At 62.4% G+C, this 21,317-nt stretch carries 27 protein-coding genes and 2 pseudogenes; 26 read left to right on the top strand and 3 right to left on the bottom strand.

The window, feature by feature from the left end:
• From JHD73_RS18835 to dsbD, 18 genes and pseudogenes are all read left to right on the top strand, one after another.
• Positions 1 to 208, top strand: a pseudogene (locus JHD73_RS18835) (50S ribosomal protein L5); the annotation flags it as partial.
• Positions 209 to 217: 9 nt separating this feature from the next.
• Positions 218 to 523, top strand: a complete 306-nt coding sequence (gene rpsN / locus JHD73_RS18830) for a 30S ribosomal protein S14 (protein ID WP_004634486.1) — start codon at positions 218 to 220, stop codon at positions 521 to 523.
• Between the two features lie 27 nt (positions 524 to 550).
• The gene (gene rpsH / locus JHD73_RS18825) at positions 551 to 946 is read left to right on the top strand and encodes a 30S ribosomal protein S8 (protein WP_004634489.1); all 396 of its coding nucleotides are present in this window, start codon (positions 551 to 553) and stop codon (positions 944 to 946) included.
• A 12-nt stretch (positions 947 to 958) separates the two neighbouring features.
• Entirely contained in the window at positions 959 to 1,492 is a 534-nt protein-coding gene (gene rplF, locus JHD73_RS18820; RefSeq protein ID WP_199031760.1) for a 50S ribosomal protein L6, read from the top strand.
• A gap of 11 nt (positions 1,493 to 1,503) precedes the next feature.
• Positions 1,504 to 1,860: a 50S ribosomal protein L18 gene (rplR, locus tag JHD73_RS18815; protein ID WP_021197575.1), complete on the top strand. Its 357-nt coding sequence runs from the start codon at positions 1,504 to 1,506 to the stop codon at positions 1,858 to 1,860.
• A 21-nt stretch (positions 1,861 to 1,881) separates the two neighbouring features.
• On the top strand, positions 1,882 to 2,400 hold the full coding sequence (gene rpsE, locus JHD73_RS18810; protein ID WP_013211230.1) for a 30S ribosomal protein S5: 519 nt from the start codon (positions 1,882 to 1,884) through the stop codon (positions 2,398 to 2,400).
• 22 nt (positions 2,401 to 2,422) lie between these two features.
• Positions 2,423 to 2,605 carry a 50S ribosomal protein L30 gene (rpmD, locus tag JHD73_RS18805; RefSeq protein ID WP_003264137.1) on the top strand — a complete coding sequence of 61 codons (183 nt, stop codon included), beginning with the start codon at positions 2,423 to 2,425 and terminating at the stop codon, positions 2,603 to 2,605.
• Positions 2,606 to 2,623: 18 nt separating this feature from the next.
• Entirely contained in the window at positions 2,624 to 3,055 is a 432-nt protein-coding gene (rplO, locus tag JHD73_RS18800) for a 50S ribosomal protein L15 (protein ID WP_021197574.1), read from the top strand.
• Between the two features lie 57 nt (positions 3,056 to 3,112).
• Entirely contained in the window at positions 3,113 to 4,435 is a 1,323-nt protein-coding gene (gene secY / locus JHD73_RS18795) for a preprotein translocase subunit SecY (protein WP_021197573.1), read from the top strand.
• Between the two features lie 29 nt (positions 4,436 to 4,464).
• The gene (infA, locus tag JHD73_RS18790) at positions 4,465 to 4,683 is read left to right on the top strand and encodes a translation initiation factor IF-1 (RefSeq protein ID WP_039559157.1); all 219 of its coding nucleotides are present in this window, start codon (positions 4,465 to 4,467) and stop codon (positions 4,681 to 4,683) included.
• A gap of 30 nt (positions 4,684 to 4,713) precedes the next feature.
• On the top strand, positions 4,714 to 4,830 hold the full coding sequence (gene rpmJ, locus JHD73_RS18785; RefSeq protein ID WP_003264141.1) for a 50S ribosomal protein L36: 117 nt from the start codon (positions 4,714 to 4,716) through the stop codon (positions 4,828 to 4,830).
• 21 nt (positions 4,831 to 4,851) lie between these two features.
• Positions 4,852 to 5,217, top strand: coding sequence for a 30S ribosomal protein S13 (rpsM, locus tag JHD73_RS18780; RefSeq protein WP_039598709.1), 366 nt, complete (start codon positions 4,852 to 4,854; stop codon positions 5,215 to 5,217).
• A 24-nt stretch (positions 5,218 to 5,241) separates the two neighbouring features.
• On the top strand, positions 5,242 to 5,643 hold the full coding sequence (gene rpsK / locus JHD73_RS18775) for a 30S ribosomal protein S11 (protein WP_011002900.1): 402 nt from the start codon (positions 5,242 to 5,244) through the stop codon (positions 5,641 to 5,643).
• A 202-nt stretch (positions 5,644 to 5,845) separates the two neighbouring features.
• Positions 5,846 to 6,469 carry a 30S ribosomal protein S4 gene (gene rpsD / locus JHD73_RS18770; protein WP_199031759.1) on the top strand — a complete coding sequence of 208 codons (624 nt, stop codon included), beginning with the start codon at positions 5,846 to 5,848 and terminating at the stop codon, positions 6,467 to 6,469.
• A 241-nt stretch (positions 6,470 to 6,710) separates the two neighbouring features.
• Positions 6,711 to 7,691, top strand: a complete 981-nt coding sequence (rpoA, locus tag JHD73_RS18765) for a DNA-directed RNA polymerase subunit alpha (protein WP_004634508.1) — start codon at positions 6,711 to 6,713, stop codon at positions 7,689 to 7,691.
• A 141-nt stretch (positions 7,692 to 7,832) separates the two neighbouring features.
• The gene (gene rplQ / locus JHD73_RS18760; RefSeq protein WP_031330213.1) at positions 7,833 to 8,228 is read left to right on the top strand and encodes a 50S ribosomal protein L17; all 396 of its coding nucleotides are present in this window, start codon (positions 7,833 to 7,835) and stop codon (positions 8,226 to 8,228) included.
• A gap of 157 nt (positions 8,229 to 8,385) precedes the next feature.
• Positions 8,386 to 8,724, top strand: coding sequence for a divalent-cation tolerance protein CutA (gene cutA / locus JHD73_RS18755; protein WP_199031758.1), 339 nt, complete (start codon positions 8,386 to 8,388; stop codon positions 8,722 to 8,724).
• 18 nt (positions 8,725 to 8,742) lie between these two features.
• The gene (dsbD, locus tag JHD73_RS18750) at positions 8,743 to 10,590 is read left to right on the top strand and encodes a protein-disulfide reductase DsbD (protein WP_199031757.1); all 1,848 of its coding nucleotides are present in this window, start codon (positions 8,743 to 8,745) and stop codon (positions 10,588 to 10,590) included.
• Here dsbD and hemB read toward each other — a convergent pair whose 3' ends face one another.
• The gene (hemB, locus tag JHD73_RS18745) at positions 10,591 to 11,586 is read right to left on the bottom strand and encodes a porphobilinogen synthase (protein ID WP_199031756.1); all 996 of its coding nucleotides are present in this window, start codon (positions 11,584 to 11,586) and stop codon (positions 10,591 to 10,593) included.
• A gap of 150 nt (positions 11,587 to 11,736) precedes the next feature.
• Positions 11,737 to 12,441, bottom strand: coding sequence for a ribosome biogenesis GTP-binding protein YihA/YsxC (gene yihA, locus JHD73_RS18740; protein WP_199031755.1), 705 nt, complete (start codon positions 12,439 to 12,441; stop codon positions 11,737 to 11,739).
• 256 nt (positions 12,442 to 12,697) lie between these two features.
• Between yihA and JHD73_RS18735 the strand changes: the two genes are divergently transcribed.
• The 8 genes from JHD73_RS18735 (at position 12,698) to msrQ (ending at position 20,651) form a co-directional block, all read left to right on the top strand.
• The gene (locus JHD73_RS18735; protein WP_199031754.1) at positions 12,698 to 13,357 is read left to right on the top strand and encodes a cytochrome c; all 660 of its coding nucleotides are present in this window, start codon (positions 12,698 to 12,700) and stop codon (positions 13,355 to 13,357) included.
• A gap of 122 nt (positions 13,358 to 13,479) precedes the next feature.
• Positions 13,480 to 15,687, top strand: coding sequence for a cytochrome c biogenesis protein ResB (locus JHD73_RS18730; RefSeq protein ID WP_199031761.1), 2,208 nt, complete (start codon positions 13,480 to 13,482; stop codon positions 15,685 to 15,687).
• A gap of 7 nt (positions 15,688 to 15,694) precedes the next feature.
• Complete coding sequence (gene ccsB / locus JHD73_RS18725) at positions 15,695 to 16,885, top strand: c-type cytochrome biogenesis protein CcsB (RefSeq protein WP_199031753.1); 1,191 nt, start codon at positions 15,695 to 15,697, stop codon at positions 16,883 to 16,885.
• A 113-nt stretch (positions 16,886 to 16,998) separates the two neighbouring features.
• Positions 16,999 to 17,424, top strand: coding sequence for an ATP-binding protein (locus JHD73_RS18720; RefSeq protein ID WP_199031752.1), 426 nt, complete (start codon positions 16,999 to 17,001; stop codon positions 17,422 to 17,424).
• 27 nt (positions 17,425 to 17,451) lie between these two features.
• Positions 17,452 to 18,006, top strand: a complete 555-nt coding sequence (locus JHD73_RS18715; RefSeq protein WP_199031751.1) for an RNA polymerase sigma factor — start codon at positions 17,452 to 17,454, stop codon at positions 18,004 to 18,006.
• Positions 18,007 to 18,014: 8 nt separating this feature from the next.
• On the top strand, positions 18,015 to 18,890 hold the full coding sequence (locus JHD73_RS18710) for an anti-sigma factor (protein WP_199031750.1): 876 nt from the start codon (positions 18,015 to 18,017) through the stop codon (positions 18,888 to 18,890).
• Between the two features lie 98 nt (positions 18,891 to 18,988).
• Complete coding sequence (gene msrP, locus JHD73_RS18705; protein ID WP_199031749.1) at positions 18,989 to 19,984, top strand: protein-methionine-sulfoxide reductase catalytic subunit MsrP; 996 nt, start codon at positions 18,989 to 18,991, stop codon at positions 19,982 to 19,984.
• A 7-nt stretch (positions 19,985 to 19,991) separates the two neighbouring features.
• On the top strand, positions 19,992 to 20,651 hold the full coding sequence (gene msrQ, locus JHD73_RS18700) for a protein-methionine-sulfoxide reductase heme-binding subunit MsrQ (RefSeq protein WP_199031748.1): 660 nt from the start codon (positions 19,992 to 19,994) through the stop codon (positions 20,649 to 20,651).
• Between the two features lie 66 nt (positions 20,652 to 20,717).
• On the opposite strand, the pseudogene JHD73_RS18695 reads toward msrQ, so the two are convergent.
• A pseudogene (locus JHD73_RS18695) lies at positions 20,718 to 21,317 on the bottom strand (diaminopimelate decarboxylase); the annotation flags it as partial.

Here is a 21,317-nt window from a genome sequence, read left to right as displayed (position 1 = left end):
GCGTGACTTCCGCGGTGTGTCGGGTAAGGCGTTCGACGGTCGTGGCAACTACAACATCGGTGTGAAAGAGCAGATCATTTTCCCCGAAATCGAGTACGACAAGATCGACGCACTCCGTGGTCTGAACATCAGCATCACGACGACTGCGAAGAACGATGAGGAAGCGAAGGCACTCCTCAATGCGTTCAAGTTCCCGTTCCGTAATTAAGGGGTTACCGTGGCTAAATTGTCTCTGATCGAACGCGAGAAGAAGCGTGCCAAGCTCGTGGCCAAGTACGCTGAGAAGCGCGCCGCTCTCGAAGCCATCGTGGCAGACCAAAGCAAGTCGGAAGAAGAGCGTTACGAAGCGCGCCTGAAGCTGCAAGCACTGCCGCGCAACGCGAACCCGACTCGTCAGCGCAACCGCTGCTCGATCACTGGTCGTCCCCGCGGTACGTTCCGCAAGTTTGGCCTGGCGCGTAACAAGCTCCGTGAGATCGCCTTCAAGGGCGAAATCCCGGGTCTGACGAAAGCCAGCTGGTAATCACGCACAGGCTACAGGAGAAACACTATGAGCATGAGCGATCCGATCGCCGATATGCTGACGCGTATCCGCAACGCGCAAGCGGTGGAAAAAGCGTCGGTGGTCATGCCGTCGTCGAAGCTGAAGGTGGCAATCGCCAAAGTCCTGAAGGACGAAGGCTACATCGACGAATTCGCCGTGACCGAGCAGGGTGGCAAGTCCACGCTGACGATTGGTCTGAAGTACTACGCTGGCCGTCCGGTCATCGAGCGCCTGGAGCGCGTCTCGAAGCCTGGTCTGCGTGTGTACAAGGGCCGTAACGAAATCCCGCAAGTGATGAACGGCCTGGGCGTTGCCATCATCTCGACCCCGCAGGGTCTGATGACGGACCGCCGCGCGCGCGCAACCGGTGTCGGTGGCGAAGTCATTTGCTACGTCGCCTAAGGGAGGGGAACCATGTCTCGCGTAGGTAAGGCTCCCATCGCGCTGCCCAAGGGCGCCGAAGTCAATTTCGCTGGTGGTCTGCTGACCGTCAAGGGCCCGCTGGGTACCCTGTCGCAGCCGATCCACGAGCTGGTCAAGGTCAACACCGACAACGGCACGATCACGTTCGTGCCGGCAAATGAGTCGCGTGAAGCCAATGCGCTGCAAGGTACGATGCGCGCCCTGACGGCCAACATGGTCAAGGGTGTGACAACGGGCTTTGAGCGCAAGCTGAACCTGGTCGGCGTGGGTTATCGTGCTTCGGTTCAGGGTACTGCCCTGAAGCTGCAGCTCGGTTTCTCGCACGACGTGATCCATGAGATGCCGGAAGGCGTGAAGGCGGAAACGCCGACGCAAACCGAAATCATCATCAAGGGTTCGGACAAGCAGAAAGTTGGTCAGGTCGCCGCTGAAGTGCGTGGCTATCGTCCGCCTGAGCCCTACAAGGGCAAGGGTGTGCGCTACGCCGATGAGCGTGTGATCCTGAAGGAAACCAAGAAGAAGTAAGGGTGCACATCATGAACAAAAATGACTCGCGTTTGCGCCGTGCACGTCAGACCCGCCTGAAGATTGCGGAGCTGAACGTTGCTCGCCTGGCTGTGCACCGTACTAACCTGCACATCTACGCGCAGGTCTTCTCGGAAGACGGCACGAAGGTTCTGGCTGCGGCCTCGACGGCAGAAGCCGAAGTCCGCAAGGAGCTGAACGGCAACGGTGGCAACACCGCGGCTGCCACCCTGGTGGGTAAGCGTATTGCTGAGAAGGCGAAGGCTGCGGGCATCGAAGCCGTGGCGTTCGATCGCTCGGGTTTCCGTTATCACGGTCGCGTGAAGGCACTGGCTGACGCGGCACGCGAAGCTGGCCTGAAGTTCTAAGCCGGCATAGAGGATATCGTCATGGCAAAAATTCAACCTAAGGTCCAAGGGGACGAACGCGACGACGGTCTTCGCGAGAAGATGATCGCGGTCAACCGCGTGACCAAGGTGGTCAAGGGCGGCCGGATTCTCGGCTTCGCTGCTCTGACCGTGGTCGGCGACGGCGATGGCCGTATCGGCATGGGCAAGGGCAAGGCTAAGGAAGTGCCCGTGGCCGTGCAGAAGGCAATGGACGAAGCCCGTCGCAAGATGGTCAAGGTCCCGCTCAAGAACGGTACGCTGCAGCACGAAGTGGTTGGCAAGCATGGCGCCGCTAAGGTGCAAATGATGCCTGCGAAGGACGGTACTGGCGTGATCGCCGGCGGCCCGATGCGCGCCATCTTCGAAGTGATGGGCGTGACGAACATCGTGACCAAGTCGCACGGTTCGACCAATCCTTACAACATGGTGCGCGCAACGCTGGACGGCCTGCGCAAGATGAGCACCCCGGCTGAAATTGCTGCCAAGCGTGGCAAGTCGGTCGAAGAGATCCTCGGCTAAGCCGAAGGGATAGGTGAACGATATGTCGCAGAAAACCGTGAAAGTCCAACTCGTGCGTAGCCTGATCGGTACGCGCGAAGACCACCGCGCCACGGTGCGTGGTCTGGGCCTGCGCCGCATGAACTCGGTGTCCGAATTGCAGGACACGCCGGCAGTGCGCGGCATGATCAACAAGGTGTCCTACCTGGTCAAGGTCATCGGCTAAGGCAAGACGGAGAAGAACATGCAACTGAATAACCTGAAGCCGGCGGCCGGCTCCAAGCATGCCAAGCGCCGCGTTGGTCGCGGTATTGGTTCGGGCCTGGGCAAGACGGCTGGTCGTGGTCACAAGGGTCAGAAGTCGCGTTCGGGTGGTTTCCACAAGGTCGGCTTCGAAGGCGGCCAGATGCCCCTGTATCGTCGTCTGCCCAAGCGTGGTTTCACCTCGCTGACCAAGGAATTCACCGCTGAAGTGCGTCTGGGCGACTTGGCGGGCCTGCCGATCGAGGAAATCGATCTGCTGTCCCTCAAGCAAGCCGGCCTCGTTGGCGAGATGGTCAAGAGCGCCAAGGTGATCCTGTCGGGCGAGATCGACAAGAAAGTGGTTCTGAAGGGCCTGGGCGCAACGGCTGGGGCGAAGGCCGCAATCGAAGCGGCCGGTGGCTCGCTGGCCTAATAGCCTGCTGTTTCACACTGACGGAGCATCCGTTTGGCCACGGCGAAACCTAATGTGATGGCCCAGGCCAAGAACACGGCCAAGTACGGCGATCTTCGCCGTCGGTTGGTGTTCCTGGTCCTGGCACTGCTGGTGTATCGGATTGGCGCGCACATTCCTGTGCCTGGCATCGATCCGGATCAACTGGCGCAGCTTTTCCAACGGCAGTCGGGTGGCATCCTCGGGATGTTCAACCTGTTCTCCGGTGGCGCGCTGTCGCGGTTCACGGTGTTTGCGCTGGGGATCATGCCGTATATTTCGGCGTCGATCATCATGCAGCTACTGACGATCGTGCTGCCGCAACTGGAATCGCTCAAGAAGGAAGGCCAAGCCGGCCAGCGCAAGATTACGCAGTACACGCGCTACGGTACGGTCCTCCTGGCGACGTTCCAGGCGCTTGGGATTGCAGTGGCACTCGAAGCACAGCCGGGTCTGGTTCTGGATCCGGGTCTGATGTTCCGAGCGACCGCAGTAATCACGCTGGTGACGGGCACGATGTTCCTGATGTGGCTGGGTGAGCAGATTACCGAGCGCGGTCTGGGCAACGGGATCTCGATCATCATCTTTGGCGGGATCGCGGCGGGACTGCCCAATGCCATCGGCGGGCTGTTCGAGTTGGTGCGCACGGGATCGATGGGGATTTTCTCAGCGATCCTGGTGGTGGCGATCATTGGTGCGGTGACTTTCGTGGTGGTGTTCATTGAACGCGGCCAACGCAAGATCCTCGTCAACTACGCCAAGCGGCAGGTTGGTAACAAGATTTATGGCGGTCAGTCGTCGCATTTGCCGCTGAAGTTGAATATGGCTGGGGTGATTCCGCCGATCTTTGCGTCGTCGATCATTCTGTTCCCGGCTACGATCGCGGGCTGGTTTACAGCTGGCAACTCGACGAATCCGGTCACCCGTTTCGTCAAGGACCTGGCAGCAACGCTGTCGCCGGGTCAGCCGGTGTACATCCTGTTGTATGCGGCAGCGATCATCTTCTTCTGTTTCTTTTACACGGCGCTGGTTTATAACAGCCGCGAAGTGGCAGATAACCTGAAGAAGAGTGGGGCGTTCATTCCGGGCATCCGTCCGGGCGAACAAACCACGCGGTATATCGACAAGATTCTGGTGCGTTTGACCCTGGCGGGTGCGATCTACATCACGCTGGTGTGTCTGTTGCCGGAGTTCTTGGTGCTGCGCTGGAACGTGCCGTTCTACTTTGGTGGGACGTCGCTGTTGATCATCGTGGTGGTCACGATGGACTTCATGGCGCAAGTGCAGTCCTACGTGATGTCTCAGCAGTACGAGTCTTTGATGAAGAAGGCGAATTTCAAGGGCAACCTGACGCTCCGTTAAAAAGAGCGGTCGCACGAAGCTAAAGAGACATGGCTAAAGACGACGTGATTCAGATGCAGGGTGAGGTGCTGGAAAACCTTCCCAACGCTACGTTTCGCGTCAAGCTAGAGAACGGCCACGTAGTGTTAGGCCATATTTCCGGCAGGATGCGGATGCATTACATCCGCATCCTGCCCGGGGACAAGGTGACGGTCGAATTGACCCCGTATGATCTGTCCCGCGCGCGCATCGTATTCCGGGCGAAGTGAGCGGACTGGAATTGAAGGAAGAGGAAAATCATGAAAGTGCTGGCTTCTGTTAAGCGCATTTGCCGCAACTGCAAAATCATCAAGCGCAAGGGCGTGGTGCGTGTGATCTGCTCGTCGGACCCGCGTCATAAGCAGCGCCAAGGCTAATTTCGCAAAGAGGATTGACGAATGGCACGTATCGCAGGGGTCAACATCCCCAATCACCAACATACCGTGATCGGCCTGACGGCTGTGTACGGTATCGGCCGCTCGCGCGCTCAGAAGATTTGCGAAGCCACCGGTGTCCCGACCAACAAGAAGGTCAAGGACCTGACGGACGCTGACCTCGAAAAGCTGCGTGACGAAGTCAACAAGTTCACCGTCGAAGGCGATCTGCGCCGTGAAACGACGATGAACATCAAGCGCCTGATGGACCTGGGCTGCTACCGTGGCGTGCGTCATCGCAAGGGCCTGCCGATGCGCGGTCAGCGTACCCGCACCAATGCCCGTACCCGTAAGGGTCCGCGCAAGGCCGGCGTCGCGCTCAAGAAGTAATCCGTCGGGTAAAGGATAGGAACTATGGCAAAAGCAGCGAATACCGCCGCCCAGCGCGCGCGCAAGAAGGTTCGCAAGAACGTCGCCGACGGCATCGCGCACGTTCACGCGTCGTTCAACAACACGATCATCACGATCACCGACCGTCAGGGCAATGCTCTGTCGTGGGCAACGTCTGGCGGCCAGGGCTTCAAGGGCTCGCGCAAGTCGACGCCGTTCGCCGCTCAGGTGGCTGCTGAAAGTGCTGGCCGCGTGGCGCAGGACCAAGGCATCAAGAACTTGGAAGTGCGCATCAAGGGCCCGGGCCCGGGTCGTGAGTCGGCCGTGCGTGCACTGAACAACCTGGGTATCAAGATCCAGGTGATCGAAGACGTGACGCCGGTGCCGCATAACGGCTGCCGCCCGCCGAAGCGTCGTCGCATCTAAGTGATTCGACCGGCCACGCCAGTTACTGGCGAGGTCGGTCTGCGGGTGCTATACTCGCCCGCTTGCCTGTCTTCCGGATTTTTCTGGAAGGCGGGTTTCGTCTTTTCATAAGCCCACCGTTCGCCTCGTTCCGATTGTGGAAGCGCTGGCGGACCATCCGCAGAGTTCAAGCTGTGGATGACTGATAACGAAGGAACGCAACGTGGCACGCTATACCGGCCCCAAGGCGAAACTGTCTCGCCGCGAAGGTACTGACCTTTTCTTGAAGAGCGCACGTCGCTCGCTCGCCGACAAGTGCAAGCTGGACAGCAAGCCTGGCCAGCACGGTCGCACTTCCGGTGCTCGCACCTCCGACTACGGCAACCAACTGCGCGAAAAGCAGAAGGTCAAGCGCATCTACGGCGTGCTGGAGCGTCAATTCCGCCGCTACTTCGCTGAAGCCGACCGCCGCAAGGGCAACACGGGTGAAACCCTGCTGCAACTGCTGGAATCGCGCCTGGACAACGTCGTCTATCGCATGGGCTTCGGCTCGACCCGCGCTGAAGCGCGTCAGCTGGTGTCGCACAAGGCGATTCTGGTGAACGGTCAAGCACTGAACGTGCCGTCGGCTCAGATCAAGTCGGGCGATGTGATTGCCATCCGCGAAAAGTCGAAGAAGCAAGTGCGTATCGCTGAATCGCTGACGCTGGCTGAGCAGACCGGCTTCCCGACCTGGGTAGCTGTGGATGCCAAGAAGATGGAAGGCACCTTCAAGCAAGCCCCGGACCGCGCCGATATCGCTGGCGATATCAACGAAAGCCTGATCGTCGAATTGTATTCGCGTTAATGACGATGCCCGTGCCGAAAGGTGCGGGCTTCTTGCGCTTTTTGGGGACGCTCATCGTCAACAAAATTGTGTTCGTGCGCCGGTCTTGTTTGGGCGCCGTAGCAAGCCGAGTCTTTACGTGCCGCAACGCGATTGCGGCACGCGCGTCTTCCGTCGCGGTAGACGCGACGGAATCTCTCCGGTCCAATCCGTCAGCCTTATCGGTGTAACGAGCCGAGGGTATTGAAATAGGACAACCTACATGCAAACAGCACTCCTGAAGCCCAAAATTATTGCGGTTGAGCCGCTTGGCGATCATCACGCGAAGGTCGTCATGGAACCGTTCGAGCGCGGCTACGGCCACACGCTCGGTAACGCGCTGCGCCGCGTGCTGCTGTCGTCGATGGTCGGCTATGCCCCGACCGAAGTCACAATCGCTGGGGTCGTCCACGAATATTCCACCATTGATGGCGTGCAAGAAGACGTCGTCAACCTGCTGCTGAACCTGAAGGGCGTGGTGTTCAAGCTGCACAACCGTGATGAAGTCACGGTGTCGCTGCGCAAGGAAGGCGAAGGTGTGGTGACTGCCGCCGATATCGAGCTGCCGCACGATGTCGAGATCATCAACCCGGGTCATGTTATCGCCAACCTGTCGGCTGGTGGCAAGCTGGATCTGCAACTGAAGGTCGAGCAAGGCCGTGGTTACGTGCCAGGCAACGTGCGCAAGTTCGGCGATGAGTCGAGCAAGGTCATCGGCCGCATCGTGCTGGACGCGTCGTTCGCGCCGGTGCGCCGCGTGTCGTACGCCGTTGAGTCCGCTCGTGTGGAACAGCGTACCGACCTCGATAAGCTGGTGATGAACATCGAAACCAACGGCGTGATCTCGCCGGAAGAAGCGATCCGCCAGTCGGCTCGTATTCTGGTGGATCAACTGTCGGTGTTCGCCGCACTGGAAGGCACCGAGAGCGCCGCTGAGGCCGCCGCCGCCCGCGCACCGCAGATCGATCCGATCCTGCTGCGCCCGGTGGACGATCTGGAGCTGACGGTGCGTTCGGCCAACTGCCTGAAGGCCGAAAACATCTACTACATCGGCGACCTGATCCAGCGTACCGAAAACGAGCTGCTCAAGACCCCGAACCTGGGTCGCAAGTCGCTCAACGAGATCAAGGAAGTTCTCGCTTCGCGTGGCCTGACGCTCGGCATGAAGCTCGAGAACTGGCCGCCCGCAGGTCTCGAGAAGTAATTGCAAGTTGTCGGCCGGTGCGTGTGCATCGGCCGGTTTTCCCGCCGTTGCTGTCTGAGCGGCCTATTGTTGGAGCTACCGGCCCGCACCTCGCAAGGGGTGATAGAAGAGCTGGTCAAACACTCTTAAGAAGGAATCATCATGCGTCACCGTCATGGTTTGCGGAAACTGAACCGCACCTCGTCGCACCGTCTCGCGATGCTGCGCAACATGTCCAACTCGCTGCTGCAGCATGAGCTGATCAAGACCACGCTGCCGAAGGCCAAGGAACTGCGCAAGGTTGTCGAGCCGCTGATCACGCTGGCCAAGAAGGACACCGTTGCTAACCGCCGTCTGGCTTTCGCACGTCTGCGCGACCGCGATATGGTCACCAAGCTGTTCACGGAACTGGGCCCGCGTTTCGCGACCCGTCCGGGTGGCTACACCCGTATCCTGAAGTTCGGCTTCCGTCAGGGCGACAATGCGCCGATGGCACTGGTCGAGCTGCTGGACCGTCCGGAAGTTGCCGAGGCTGTGGACGCCGAAGCCGCTGAGTAAGATCAGCTGAGGTTTGCCGGTGCGACACGTCGTCGCGCTGGATGAGCCGAAAGTGCGCGTTTCAGCGCGCATTACAATGAAGCCAGGATTCGCATCCTGGCTTTTTTGTTGTCAGCGCTCGGCGATCTAGCCATTGGGGCGCATCTGTGGAGTTTCCATGTCTGCCGGAACCGATGTGCTGCTGGTGCTGACCAATCTGCCGGACGCCGATAGCGCCGACCGTGTGACCAAAGTCGTGCTCGAATCTCGGTTGGCCGCGTGCGTCAATCGCTTGCCGGCCTGCGCATCGACATACTGGTGGAATGGCGCCATCGAACAGGCGACCGAGATTCCGCTGTTGATCAAGACCACGCGCGCGACGTATCCCGTGCTCGAGGCGGTGTTGCGCAAGGCGCATCCTTACGAGGTGCCTGAGATCATCGCCATGCCGGTAACTGTGGGCTTGCCGGCGTATCTTGCGTGGGTGGCTGGCGAGACTCGGCCGCCTTCTGTTTGAAGTTAGATTGCCGTTGATATGACCTTTTCTTTGCCCTTGCCGATGCGGCGTGTGCTGCAGCTGCTGATGCTGCTGGTCGCTGTGCTGATGCTACGCGCGCCGGCGTACGCTGCAGACGATTTCCTGGCGCCCGAGCAGGCGTTCCGCTTTTCAGCCAAGCAGCTTGATGGACAGACTGTCGAGGTCAAGTTCGCCATTGCCGACAGTTATTACATGTACCGTGAGCGCTTGGCTGTGGCCGCGGATCCAGCAACAGTCACGTTCGCGCCACTTGAGCTGCCCGCAGGCAAGGTGAAGCACGACGAGAACTTCAACAAGGAGGTCGAGACCTATCGCCATGAGCTCGTCTTCCACGTGAAGGCGCAAGACGCATCGACACCGTTTACGCTGATCGTCACGTCACAAGGCTGTGCGGACCAGGGGTTGTGCTATCCGCCGATGAAGAGCCGCTTCCAGGTGGAGCCGGCCTCTGTGTCGAGTGTGCCGACGGCACCAGCTGCCGCGGTAGTCAATGGGGCCGAGTCCTCCTCCGAGGACAAGCTTGGCCGCATCGCCAGCACGCTGGGCAGCGGTAACCTTGGGGCGATCGCGTTGCTGTTCTTCGGCTTTGGTTTGCTGCTGACATTCACACCGTGCGTGCTGCCCATGTTGCCGATCATCTCGGCCATTGTGGTGGGCGAGCATGCCACGCGCATGCGTGCGGCGTTGGTGTCGGTGGCATATGTGCTGGGGATGGCGACGGTCTATACCGCGCTTGGCGTAGCGGCGGGCTTGGCGGGGCAGGGTCTTCAGGCTGCTTTGCAGAACCCTTGGGTATTGGGCGCGTTTGCGTTGCTGATTGCGCTACTGTCCTTGTCGATGTTTGGCCTGTACGAACTGCAACTGCCGGCGTCATGGCATCACCGCTTGACGCAGGCGTCCAACAAACTGAGCGGTGGTCAGATGATTGGGGCTGCCGTCATGGGCGCGCTGTCCGCGCTGATTGTTTCACCGTGCGTGACGGCACCGTTGGCGGGCGCGCTGGCCTATATCGCACAGACCGGTAATGCGGCAACGGGCGGCACAGCGCTGTTTGCACTGTCCATGGGGATGGGTGTGCCGCTGATTCTGGTGGGCGTGGGCGCCGGCAATCTGCTGCCGCGCTCGGGGCATTGGTTGACCGTCACCAAAGCGATCTTCGGTTTCATCCTGCTGGCCGTGGCTCTGTACATCGTGCAACCGGTGCTGCCAGCGTGGGCTGCAATGGTGGCCTGGGCCGTGTTGCTGATCGGCGCGGCGGTGTTTCTGCGGACGTTCGATTCGCTGCCAGACGGCGCGGGCAATGTGCAGCGCCTGGGCAAGGTGGTGGGCGTGGTGCTGGCGCTGGCGGGTGCGGCGCAACTGGTGGGCGTGGCCGCAGGTGGGCGTGATCCGCTGCAACCGTTGGCCGGCGTGCTGCGCGCGTCGACCGGTGCATCCACGCAAGCCGGGGCGCACGATCTGACCTTCAAGCGTGTGAAGAGTACGGACGAACTCGACGCCGAGGTGCGCAACGCCAGCGCGTCGGGGCGCGCAGTCATGCTCGACTTCTACGCCGACTGGTGCGTGAGCTGCAAGGAAATGGAGCGCCTGACCTTTGCCGATGCGCGGGTGCGCGCGGCGCTCGCCGATGTGGTGCTGCTGCAGGCCGACGTGACGGCGAACAATCCGGATGACCAGGCGCTGCTCAAGCGCTTCGGCTTGTTCGGGCCACCGGGTACGATCTTCTTTGATGCGCAGGGTCGTGAGGTGCAGGCCCGCGTGGTCGGCTTCGAGCGCGCCGACACCTTCCTCGCCAGCCTGCGCCGCGCGCTGGGCGCGGCACAGGCGGCGAAAACCTCCACCTGATCAGCCGCGCAGCAAGCGGGCGGCGTCCAGTGCGAAGTACGTCAGGATGCCGTTCGCACCGGCACGCTTGAACGCCAGCAGCGATTCCAGCACGACCTTGTCGTGATCCAGCCAGCCGTTCTGCGCGGCGGCTTTCAGCATCGCGTATTCACCGCTGACCTGGTAGACGTAGGTCGGGAAGCGGAACTCATCCTTCACGCGGCGCACGATGTCGAGGTACGGCATGCCGGGCTTGACCATCACCATGTCGGCACCTTCGGCGATGTCGAGCGCCACTTCGCGCAGCGCCTCATCCGAGTTGGCCGGGTCCATCTGGTAGGTCATCTTGTTGCCCTTGCCCAGATTAGCGGCTGAGCCCACCGCATCCCGGAACGGGCCGTAGAACGCCGACGCGTACTTGGCCGCGTACGCCATGATGCGCGTGTAGATGTGGTCGTCGTTTTCCAGCGCCATGCGGATCGCGCCGATGCGGCCGTCCATCATGTCCGACGGCGCGACGATGTCCACGCCCGCTGCAGCCTGCACCAGCGCCTGGGCGGTCAGGATCTCGACCGTCTCTTCGTTCAGCACATAACCGTTGGCATCGAGCACGCCGTCCTGGCCGTGGCTCGTGTAAGGGTCGAGCGCCACGTCGGTCAGGATGCCGAGTTCCGGGAAGCGTGCCTTGAGCGCCTTCACTGCACGCGGAATCAGGCCTTCAGGGTTGGTCGCCTCGATGCCGTCCGGCGTCTTGATTGACGGCTCGATCACGGGGAACAGCGCCAGCACCGGAATGCCCAGCTGCACGCACTGCTCGGCCACGCCCAGCAGCACATCAACCGACACGCGCTCGACACCCGGCATCGACGGCACGGCCTGGCGCACATTGGTGCCTTCCAGAATGAAAACGGGGTAGATCAGGTCATCGGCCGTCAGGCGCGACTCGCGCATCATGCGGCGGGAGAAGTCATCGCGGCGCATGCGGCGCGGGCGATGGTCGGGGAAGCTTGCGGTCATGTCAGCGGACTCTAAGAACACACTGTGAAGTTTGAAAACTTTCGTGGCGATTATCCATCCTATGCACGGACAATGCGCCGGCGACGCTGGTGCAGCGTCCCCCGCGGCTCCTCCCTGACGCGGGTTCCCATCGATGGCTCGATGGGGTCGTTACCCCCGTTGCGCGTTTGGCGACGGGGTTTTTTTTGCCTGCTCGGCGGGTTGTGCGGCTGGCTCCAAGGCTTCGGGCAGGCACAGCCAGCCTGCGACAATTCGCTGCGCCTCTTCGATGCCGCGACGCTTCAGGCTGGAGAACAGCTGCACCGTGAGTGAAACGTCACCCTCGATCTGCGCTTGGTAGTCTTTCAGCACCTTGCGTGCTGCCATCAGCGCGCGCGACGCATCGTTGTTGGTCAGCTTGTCGGCCTTGGTGAGCAGCACGTGGATCGGCTTGCCCGTCGGCAGGAACCACTCGACCATCTGGCAATCGAGGTCGGTAAAGGGGCGGCGCGCATCCATCATGATGACCAGGCCGGCGAGTTGCTGGCGAGCCTGGACATAGTCGCCCAGCAGGTGGACCCAGTGCGATTTGGTTTCGCCGGGCGCTTCGGCGTAGCCGTAGCCGGGCAGGTCGACCAGGAAGCCGAGCGGATCTTCCGCTTTGGCCGGCATCACCGAGAAGTAGTTGATGTGCTGTGTGCGCCCGGGCGTCTTACTGGAGAAGGCCAGCCGCTTCTGGTTGCACAGGATGTTGATCGCGGTGGACTTGCCTGCGTTGGAGCGGCCCGCAAACGCGACTTCGGGCACGGCGGTCGCCGGTAAATCACGCAAATGATTGACGGTGGTAAAGAAACGGGCTTGATGCAGGAGCGACATGCGCGGCAGTGCCTGTAGACTGCAGTTCAGAACTGCGTGGTTGCTGCGCCGCGAGGTCGCATTGCAGAGGTGTTATTGTACAATACGCCGGTTTACGGACGTCCCCACCAGATCCGTCGCAGGACCGCCCCGAGGCCCGGGCCGGTCCGTTTTCATGCGCGAATCCGGTACAAGGAGAAGGGGATGCCCGGCGCCGCAGGGTCCGGCATTGGGCGGCGCACGCAGCATTCGAAAACAATCTAAACAAGGTGTGCGAATGAACCGCATCGCGAACGTTCTTGCTGTCGCAGCGCTGTCCCTGGCTTCGGCCTTCTCCGTGGCCCACGCCGAAGAGCAAAAAGTCGCCAAAGCCGACGCTGCACGCGGCGAAACGCTCTTCAACACCGGTGTTCCCGCCAATGGCGTGCCGGCCTGTACGAGCTGCCACGGTGCCGGTGGCAACAGCGCAATGAACGTCAACCCGAAGCTGGCGGGTCAGCACGCTGAATACATCGAGAAGCAACTCAAGGATTTCAAGGCCAAGACCGAACGTAACCATGCGGTCATGTCGCTGTACGCGGGTGCGCTGTCCGATCAGGACATGAAGGACATTGGCGCCTACCTGGGCAAGCAGGCGGCCTGGAAGCCAGGTTCGGCCAAGAGCAAAGACACCATCGAGCTGGGCCAGAAGCTGTATCGTGGCGGTGACGCCAAGCGCGGCATTGCGGCCTGCGCAGGCTGCCATGGCCCGACCGGTGCCGGCATTCCGGCGCAGTATCCGCGTATTGCGGGTCAGTTCTCTGAGTACACCGAGGCGCAACTGGTGGCGTTCCAGAGCGGCACGCGCAAGAACAGCGTGCAGATGCACGATCTGGCCAACCGCATGACGGCCGATCAGATCAAGGCTGTGGCCGACTACGTCGCTGGCCTGCGTTAATCTGCCGCACCCGACCGTCATGTGGCGGTCGCACAATCCATAAGAAGAACAGGGTGGCGGAGGCCCTAGCCTCGCCGCCCTGTTTTCGTTTCTGAACAGGCTGTCTTCGCATGTCTTCGCGCATCTCTTCTGCCTCCACTTCCGGCGTCCAGATTCGTTCCGGCCGTCGCGCGCTGCGCGAGACGGTCGAACTGCTGTCGTCGATGCGCTTTGCGATCAGCTTGCTGACGGTCATCGCCATCGCCAGCGTGATCGGCACCGTGCTCAAGCAGAACGAGCCGTACCCGAACTACGTCAACCAGTTCGGGCCGTTCTGGGCAGAGGTGTTCCGCTCGCTGACGCTGCCCACGGTGTACAGCGCGTGGTGGTTCCTGCTGATCCTGGCGTTTTTGGTGGTGTCGACCTCGCTGTGCATCGTGCGCAATGCGCCCAAGATGCTGGCCGACATGCGCGCCTGGCGCGAGAACGTGCGCGAGGGCAGCCTGCGCGCGTTCCATCACAAGGACGAATTCGACACGCCAGCCGATATGGCCACCGTGACGGCACGCCTGGCCGCGCTGGCGCAGAACCGGGGCTTTCGCATCAAGGCGTTCTCGCGCGACGGCGGGGCCACGCTCATCACGGCCAAGGCCGGCGCCGGCAACAAGATCGGCTACATCCTGGCGCACGCGGCCATCGTCATCATCTGCATTGGCGGGCTGCTTGACGGCGACATGATGATCCGCATGCAGATGTGGTTTGGTGGCAAGTCGCCCATCAAGGGCAATGCGGTCATCAGCGAGATCGGGCCGGAGCACCGGCTTTCGGTCTCCAACCCGGGCTTCCGGGGCAATGCGTTTGTGCCGGAAGGTTCGACCGTCAGCACGGCGATCCTGAATATTGCCGATGGCGCGCTGATCCAGGACCTGCCGTTCATGATCACGCTCAAGAAGTTTACCGTTGAGCATTACTCGACCGGCATGCCCAAGCTGTTCGCCAGCGATATCGTCGTGACTGACCGCCGCACCGGCAAGCAGGTTGACGCGCGTGTCGAGGTGAACAAGCCGTTCGTGTATGACGGCGTGGCGATCTACCAATCGAGCTTTGAAGACGGCGGCTCCAAGCTCAAGCTGACCGGCTTCCCGATGCTGGGGGGCGACGCCAAGACGTTCACGCTGTCCGGCGTGGTTGGCCAGGACACCAAGTTGACCGGCCACGGTGCGGGTTACACGGTTGAGTTCACCGACTTCCGCCTGATGAACATCGAGACGGTGACGGACGCCTCCGGCAAGCCAGACGCGCGCGGTGTCGGCAAGAAGGGCGGCAATGACACGGGCCTACGCGCTGAGCTGGGCAACGTCACCAAGATGACCCACGACCGCGACCTGCGCAACGTCGGCCCCTCGGTGCAGTACAAGCTGCGCGATGCAAACGGCCAGGCGCGCGAGTTCAGCAACTACATGCTGCCAGTCACGCTGGATGGGCAATCGGTGTTCCTGGCTGGCATGCGCGCGCAGCCGGATGAGCCGTTCCGCTATCTGCGTATCCCGGCGGATGCGCAAGGCACGGTGAACGATTGGATGCGCCTGCGCGCTGCGCTGCAGAACCCGGCGATGCGTGCGGAGGCGGCACGCCGCTTTGCGCTGCTCTCCATGCCTGGCGACGATCGCGCCGCACTGCGTAGCCAACTGACCGACAGCGCCCGCCGCGCGCTCGACCTGTTTGCCGGCGCCGCTGCAGATCTGAAGGATGCCCCTGCCGAAGCGCAGGGTGGTTTTGCCGCCATCGCCACCTTCCTGCAAAAGTCTGTGCCCGAAGGTGAGCGCGAGAGGGCCGCCGACGTGCTGATGAAGATCATCAACAGCGCGATGTGGGAGTTGTGGCAACTGGCCCGCGCGCAGGATGGCCTGCCCGCGCCCACTGTCGATGCGACGAGCAGCCAGTGGCTGCAGACCGCCATCAACTCGCTGTCGGACAAAGTTTTCTACGGCGCACCTGTGTATCTGCAGCTTGCCGACTTCCAGCAGGTGCAGGCCAGTGTGTTCCAGCTCACGCGTGCGCCGGGCAAGAACATCGTGTATCTTGGGTCGTTGCTGCTGGTGCTGGGTGTGTTCTCGATGTTCTATGTACGGGAGCGCCGCTGGTGGCTGTGGATCCGACCGCAATCCGGTCAGGCCAACGAAAGCACCTCCGGCGCACATGTGCTGACCGCCATGTCGACCATGCGCCGCACGCTCGACTTCGACCGCGAGTTCGAGCGCCTCAAGCAAGATGTTCGCGCCGTGACGGGCGCCCCCGCTATCTCCGGTGCTGCCAGTGCAGCAGACACCGACCCCAAACCAATGAAGTGAGCAGGTGATGGAAGCGACCAATCCTCCCCAAACGTCTGTGGCGAGCGCTGATCTGGGTGCGCTACAGCGCCCGTCGTATTTCCGCCGGCTGGGCTGGTTTGACTGGCTGTTTGCCGTGTTGCTGGCTGCCGGCGCAGGCTATGCGTTCTCGCGCTACGGCGCCTATATGGATGGCTACGAGCGCGGCATTCTCGTCGCGGCCGTCCCCGCCTTCGCATGGCTGGGCTGGACGTGGAAGCCGGTGCGGGTCCTGATGATCGGCATTGCGGTGCTGTCGCTGTTCGGTATCTCGCAGTACAGCGGTGCGAACGGCCCCGAACTCGCCCGCGCCGAGCACGCTTTCTTCCTCAAGTATTTCCTCGCCAGCCAGTCGGCCATCCTGTGGATGAGTGCGCTGATCTTCCTGTCCACACTGTTTTTCTGGGCAGGGTTGGCGCTGCGTTGGGAGGCGGGCAGTTCGATCGGCAGCAAGCTGTGCTGGGCCGCTGTGGTGCTGGGGCTGACCGGCATGCTGGTGCGCTGGTATGAGTCCTACCTGGTGGGGGCGGACATCGGGCACATTCCCATCTCGAACCTCTATGAAGTTTTCATCCTCTTCACGCTGATCACGTCGCTGTTCTACCTGTACTACGAGCAGCGCTACAAGACGCGCGCGCTGGGTCCGTTCGTGATGCTGGTGGTGTCGGCGGCGGTGGGCTTTCTGCTGTGGTACACGGTGTCGCGAGGTGCGCAGGAGATCCAGCCGCTGGTGCCGGCGCTGCAGAGTTGGTGGATGAAGATTCACGTACCGGCCAACTTCATTGGCTACGGCACGTTTGCGCTGGCCGCGATGGTGGGCGCGGCTTACCTGCTCAAGGAGCACGGCATTCTGGCGGACCGCCTGCCGTCGCTCGAAGTGCTGGATGACGTGATGTACAAGGCCATCACCGTTGGCTTTGCGTTCTTCACCATCGCCACGATCCTGGGCGCGCTGTGGGCAGCAGATGCCTGGGGCGGCTACTGGAGCTGGGACCCGAAGGAGACCTGGGCGCTGATCGTCTGGCTGAACTATGCCGCCTGGCTGCATATGCGCCTCATGAAGGGCCTGCGTGGCCGCATGGCGGCGTGGTGGGCGCTGATCGGCCTGCTGGTCACGACCTTCGCCTTCCTGGGGGTGAACATGTTCCTGTCGGGCTTGCACAGCTACGGCGAACTCTAAGTCACAAAAAATTCTCAGCGGACTGGAATAAAGACGCGCCTAGCGTGTTTACTGCTCTGTGAGGGCGCCTCATCTTTCCCCGCGTCGCGCCCCTCCCACCCAAGGAGAACAAAATGAGCCAGTCCGCAACTTCCTCCCTGTTGTCCAACGCACGCCTGGCGCTTGCCGGTGCCGTGGCGCTTGCCGCACTCGGCTTGGCCGGTTGCAGCGCCATGGGCATGGGGATGTCCACGCCGATGGCCGTGAAGGTGACCAACGGCACGCTCACCGACGCGCACGGCATGACGCTGTACACGTTCGATCGTGATGCTACGGCCGGCAAGAGCGCCTGCAACGGCAAGTGTGCCGACAACTGGCCGGCGCTGGCTGCCAATGATGCCGATCAGCCGTCGGGCGACTACACCATCATCACCCGCGACGACGGCAAGAAGCAGTGGGCCTACCACGGCAAGCCGCTGTACCTCTGGAGCAAGGACAAGATGCCCGGCGACCAGACTGGCGACGGTTTCATGAACGTCTGGCACGTGGCCAAGCCGTAAGCACCGCCGCCTGACTGCCCGCGCTTCATGACCGACCTTGCCGGCCGCCTGATCGCGCTGACGCCGCGCTTGCGCCGTCACGCCCGCGGCCTGGTGGGTGACGCCACCCGCGCCGACGATCTCGTGCAGGACACGCTGGAACGGGCTTGGCGCTACCGCTGGCGTTTCCAGTTGCGCCCGAGGTTTGGCGCAGGGTTCAGCGGAAGCGGCGAGAGCGACGGGCTGTTCGCATGGCTGTTGACCATCATGCATCGCCTCCATCTGAACGCCGTGCGCCGGCCGGATCGGATTGACCTGACCGACACACCGCCCGACATCCCCGTCGACGAGGACCCCGGCCTGCGCCGTGATCTGCTGCGCGCGCTGGCTGCGCTGCCGGAGGATCAACGCGCCGTGCTGTTGCTCGTCGGGCTGGAGCAGCTCGCCTACAAGGAAGCTGCTGATGTGCTCGGTGTTCCGCTGGGCACGGTGATGTCGCGCCTGTCGCGGGCGCGCGAGCGGATGCGTGTAGCGCTGGACGGGGTGTCCACCGCGCCGGGGGCTTCCGGTGATGGCAGTACCACGCTGCACCGAGTGAAGTGAGGCCGACCATGTCTGCCGATGTTTCCCACACCGCCATCCACATCGACGAGCTCCACGCTTACGCCGATGGCCGCCTGGCCGCTGCACGCCGTGCCGCCGTGGAGGCGTACCTTGCCGCGCACCCCGGTGCCGCCGCCGAGGTGGCCGGCTGGCGCAAGACCGATGCGCAGCTCCATCGCGTGCTGGATCCGCTGCTCAACGAGCCGGTACCCCCGCGGCGCATTCCGGCGGCCATTCTGGCCGCTGCGCAGCAACCGCAGCCTGCGCGCGGCTTTGGCGCGATGCGTGGCTGGAGTGCGCTTGCGCTGAGCGTGGCTTGCCTGATGATCGGTACCGGCGCGGGCTGGCTCAGCCGGGGTGCTTTGGAGCACACCGTGCCGATGCAACGTTTCGCCAGCGACGCGCTTGTATCGCACGTCGTCTACTCGCCTGAGTCGAAGCATATGGTGGAGGTGCCAGCCAACGAAGAGGCCCATCTCGTCACATGGCTGTCGCGGCGACTGGATGCGCAACTGCACATCCCCGACCTGACGCCGCTCGGCTACCGGCTGATCGGTGGGCGTCAGACCGTATCGGCGGATATGCCCACGGCCATGCTGATGTACGAAGGACCAGACGGCACGCGCATCTCCGTGCAGTTGCGGCGCATGCCGAACAATCGCGACACCGGCTTCCGTCTGGAAACGCTGACGCCAGACAACCGTGTGCTGCAGGCAATCCACCCAGCGGTCGATCACCCGCAGCCGATGGCGTTTTACTGGGCTGATCACGGGTTGGGGTTTGCGGTGTCTGGGCCGCTGGCGCGAGCGCAGTTGCTGGAAGTGGCGCAGACGGTTTTCCACCAGTACAGCGAGTTCACCGGGGCGTCTGAGCGTAAGGAATAGCGCTGCAGAGATTTTTCGCCGCGCGCTGTCAGGTAGCCGGCGCTGGCGCGACCAAGGACCATGGGAGCCAGACTCCCGCATAACGAGGACCACTGATCATGCTGATCAAGACCGACCGCTGGCTGCGCGGTGAAGACATCCCCGCCAGCGAGATCACCCCGCAGCACATCTTCGAGCAGCGCCGTCGCTTCCTGGCCGCTGCTGCCATGGGCGCGGCTGGCGCAACGCTGGCGCCGTGGGCATCCCGCGAGGCGTTCGCCGCCAATGCGCCGCTGGCCAAGCTGGCCGCCAAGCCGAACCCGGCCTACACCACGGTCGAGAAGGCTACGCCGTACGACCAGGTCACCACGTACAACAACTTCTACGAGTTCGGCACCGACAAGTCCGACCCGGCACGCTACGCCGGCACACTGCGGCCGCGCCCCTGGCAAGTCAGCGTGGAGGGGCTGGTGAAGTCGCCCAAAACCTACGACCTGGACGACCTGATGAAGCTCGCACCGATGGAAGAGCGCGTCTACCGCCTGCGCTGCGTCGAGGGCTGGTCGATGGTGATTCCGTGGGTGGGCTTTCCGCTGGCCGAACTGATCAAGCGGGTGGAGCCGCAGGGCAGTGCCAAGTACATCCAGTTCATTTCGCTGGCGGACAAACGGCAGATGCCCGGCGTCACCAGCCCGGTGCTGGAGTGGCCGTACAGCGAGGGCCTGCGCCTGGACGAGGCGATGCACCCGCTCGCGCTGCTCACCTTCGGCCTCTACGGCCAGGTGCTGCCGAACCAGAATGGCGCGCCGGTGCGTGTGATCGTGCCGTGGAAGTACGGCTTCAAGAGCGCCAAGTCGATCGTCAAGATCCGCTTTGTCGACAAGCAGCCGCCGACGAGCTGGAACATTGCGGCGTCCAATGAGTACGGCTTCTACTCCAACGTGAACCCGACCGTGGATCACCCGCGCTGGAGCCAGGCCACCGAGCGCCGCATCGGCGAGGACAAGGGCGGCTTCGGTGGTCTGTTCGCGCCCAAGCGCAAGACGCTGATGTTCAACGGCTACGACCAGGTTGCACCGCTCTACGCAGGCATGGATCTGCGCAAGAACTTCTGAGGGCACTATGAAACTGCTGCCGCCCATGCTGTCGCCCAAGCAACTGCGCGTGATGAAGGTTGCCGTGTGGCTGGTGGCGCTCGTGCCGTTCCTGCGCATCGTCTTCCTGGGCGCAACCGATCAGTTCGGGCCGAATCCGCTGGAGTTCGTCACGCGCTCGACCGGCACTTGGACGCTGGTGCTGCTGTGCTGCACGCTGGCCATTACGCCGCTGCGTCGCATCACCGGCATGAACTGGCTGATCCGCATCCGCCGCATGCTGGGCCTATACACGTTCTTCTACGGCACGATCCACTTCCTGATCTGGCTGCTGGTGGATCGCGGGCTCGATCCGGCGTCGATGCTGAAGGACATCGTCAAGCGCCCGTTCATCACGGTGGGTTTTGCGGCCTTTGTGCTGATGATTCCGCTGGCGGCGACGTCCACCAACGCGATGGTCAAGCGGCTGGGCGGCAAGCGCTGGCAGTGGCTGCACCGTCTCGTGTACGTGACGGGCGTGCTCGGTATCCTGCACTATTGGTGGCACAAGGCCGGCAAGCACGACTTTGCTGAGGTGTCGATCTACGCTGCGGTGATGGCGGTGCTGCTGGGGTTGCGCGTGTGGTGGGCATGGCGTGGCGCGCGGCAGGCCAGCATGGCTGGCGGCGCGATGCCTGCGCGTGATTGATCGGCGCGGGATCGCCAAAGAAAAAGCCTCGCAATTGCGAGGCTTTTTCTTTGCGGTGATGCGGCTCTATGCCGGGAACAGATGCTCGCCGCGGATCTGGTCTTCAAAGCGCTCACGTTCACGCGCCAAGTGCACCTTGTCGCCATCAACGATGACTTCCGCTGCACGATTGCGCGTGTTGTAGTTCGAGCTCATCGTGAAGCCATAGGCGCCGGCCGACAGGATCGCCAGCAGATCGCCGGCCTGCACGGCCAGTGAGCGATCACGGCCAAGCCAGTCGCCCGACTCGCACACCGGGCCGACCACGTCGTAGATGACCGGTGCGCTTTCGCCTTCGCGCACCGCAACGATGTGGTGATACGCCTCGTACATCGCGGGGCGGGCCAGATCGTTCATCGCCGCATCGACAATGCAGAAGTTCTTGGATGCACCCGGCTTGAGGTATTCGACACGGGTGAGCAGCAGGCCAGCGTTGCCCACCAGTGAGCGGCCCGGCTCGAACAGTACGGTCCGATCGCCAAAGCCGCGCTGTTCGACACGGTCCAGCAGCGTGCGTGCGAAGGCGGTGATATCCGGCGGCGTCTCGTCGGTGTAGGTGATGCCCAGGCCGCCGCCCACGTCGATGTGCGAGAGACGGATGCCTTCGGCGTCGAGCTTGGTCACCAC

The sequence above is a fragment of the Ralstonia sp. ASV6 genome, assembly GCF_016429285.1.
Taxonomy (GTDB): Bacteria; Pseudomonadota; Gammaproteobacteria; order Burkholderiales; family Burkholderiaceae; genus Ralstonia; species Ralstonia flaminis.
The sequence above is the reverse complement of the archived record's forward strand: the minus strand, read 5'-3'. Positions and strand labels throughout refer to the sequence as shown.

What these genes read in the sequence shown, in the direction of transcription:
- JHD73_RS18720 (WP_199031752.1), top strand. Translation starts at nt 16,999, where the DNA reads ATGAGCCAGTCCGCAACTTCCTCCCTGTTGTCCAACGCACGCCTGGCG.
- yihA (WP_199031755.1), bottom strand. Translation starts at nt 12,441, where the DNA reads ATGTCGCTCCTGCATCAAGCCCGTTTCTTTACCACCGTCAATCATTTG.
- rplO (WP_021197574.1), top strand. Translation starts at nt 2,624, where the DNA reads ATGCAACTGAATAACCTGAAGCCGGCGGCCGGCTCCAAGCATGCCAAG.
- rpmD (WP_003264137.1), top strand. Translation starts at nt 2,423, where the DNA reads ATGTCGCAGAAAACCGTGAAAGTCCAACTCGTGCGTAGCCTGATCGGT.
- secY (WP_021197573.1), top strand. Translation starts at nt 3,113, where the DNA reads ATGGCCCAGGCCAAGAACACGGCCAAGTACGGCGATCTTCGCCGTCGG.
- rplQ (WP_031330213.1), top strand. Translation starts at nt 7,833, where the DNA reads ATGCGTCACCGTCATGGTTTGCGGAAACTGAACCGCACCTCGTCGCAC.
- ccsB (WP_199031753.1), top strand. Translation starts at nt 15,695, where the DNA reads ATGGAAGCGACCAATCCTCCCCAAACGTCTGTGGCGAGCGCTGATCTG.
- rpsK (WP_011002900.1), top strand. Translation starts at nt 5,242, where the DNA reads ATGGCAAAAGCAGCGAATACCGCCGCCCAGCGCGCGCGCAAGAAGGTT.
- dsbD (WP_199031757.1), top strand. Translation starts at nt 8,743, where the DNA reads ATGACCTTTTCTTTGCCCTTGCCGATGCGGCGTGTGCTGCAGCTGCTG.
- JHD73_RS18735 (WP_199031754.1), top strand. Translation starts at nt 12,698, where the DNA reads ATGAACCGCATCGCGAACGTTCTTGCTGTCGCAGCGCTGTCCCTGGCT.
- rplR (WP_021197575.1), top strand. Translation starts at nt 1,504, where the DNA reads ATGAACAAAAATGACTCGCGTTTGCGCCGTGCACGTCAGACCCGCCTG.
- rpoA (WP_004634508.1), top strand. Translation starts at nt 6,711, where the DNA reads ATGCAAACAGCACTCCTGAAGCCCAAAATTATTGCGGTTGAGCCGCTT.
- rpsM (WP_039598709.1), top strand. Translation starts at nt 4,852, where the DNA reads ATGGCACGTATCGCAGGGGTCAACATCCCCAATCACCAACATACCGTG.
- rpmJ (WP_003264141.1), top strand. Translation starts at nt 4,714, where the DNA reads ATGAAAGTGCTGGCTTCTGTTAAGCGCATTTGCCGCAACTGCAAAATC.
- rpsE (WP_013211230.1), top strand. Translation starts at nt 1,882, where the DNA reads ATGGCAAAAATTCAACCTAAGGTCCAAGGGGACGAACGCGACGACGGT.
- hemB (WP_199031756.1), bottom strand. Translation starts at nt 11,586, where the DNA reads ATGACCGCAAGCTTCCCCGACCATCGCCCGCGCCGCATGCGCCGCGAT.
- rpsH (WP_004634489.1), top strand. Translation starts at nt 551, where the DNA reads ATGAGCATGAGCGATCCGATCGCCGATATGCTGACGCGTATCCGCAAC.
- infA (WP_039559157.1), top strand. Translation starts at nt 4,465, where the DNA reads ATGGCTAAAGACGACGTGATTCAGATGCAGGGTGAGGTGCTGGAAAAC.
- msrQ (WP_199031748.1), top strand. Translation starts at nt 19,992, where the DNA reads ATGAAACTGCTGCCGCCCATGCTGTCGCCCAAGCAACTGCGCGTGATG.
- cutA (WP_199031758.1), top strand. Translation starts at nt 8,386, where the DNA reads ATGTCTGCCGGAACCGATGTGCTGCTGGTGCTGACCAATCTGCCGGAC.
- JHD73_RS18715 (WP_199031751.1), top strand. Translation starts at nt 17,452, where the DNA reads ATGACCGACCTTGCCGGCCGCCTGATCGCGCTGACGCCGCGCTTGCGC.
- JHD73_RS18710 (WP_199031750.1), top strand. Translation starts at nt 18,015, where the DNA reads ATGTCTGCCGATGTTTCCCACACCGCCATCCACATCGACGAGCTCCAC.
- msrP (WP_199031749.1), top strand. Translation starts at nt 18,989, where the DNA reads ATGCTGATCAAGACCGACCGCTGGCTGCGCGGTGAAGACATCCCCGCC.
- rplF (WP_199031760.1), top strand. Translation starts at nt 959, where the DNA reads ATGTCTCGCGTAGGTAAGGCTCCCATCGCGCTGCCCAAGGGCGCCGAA.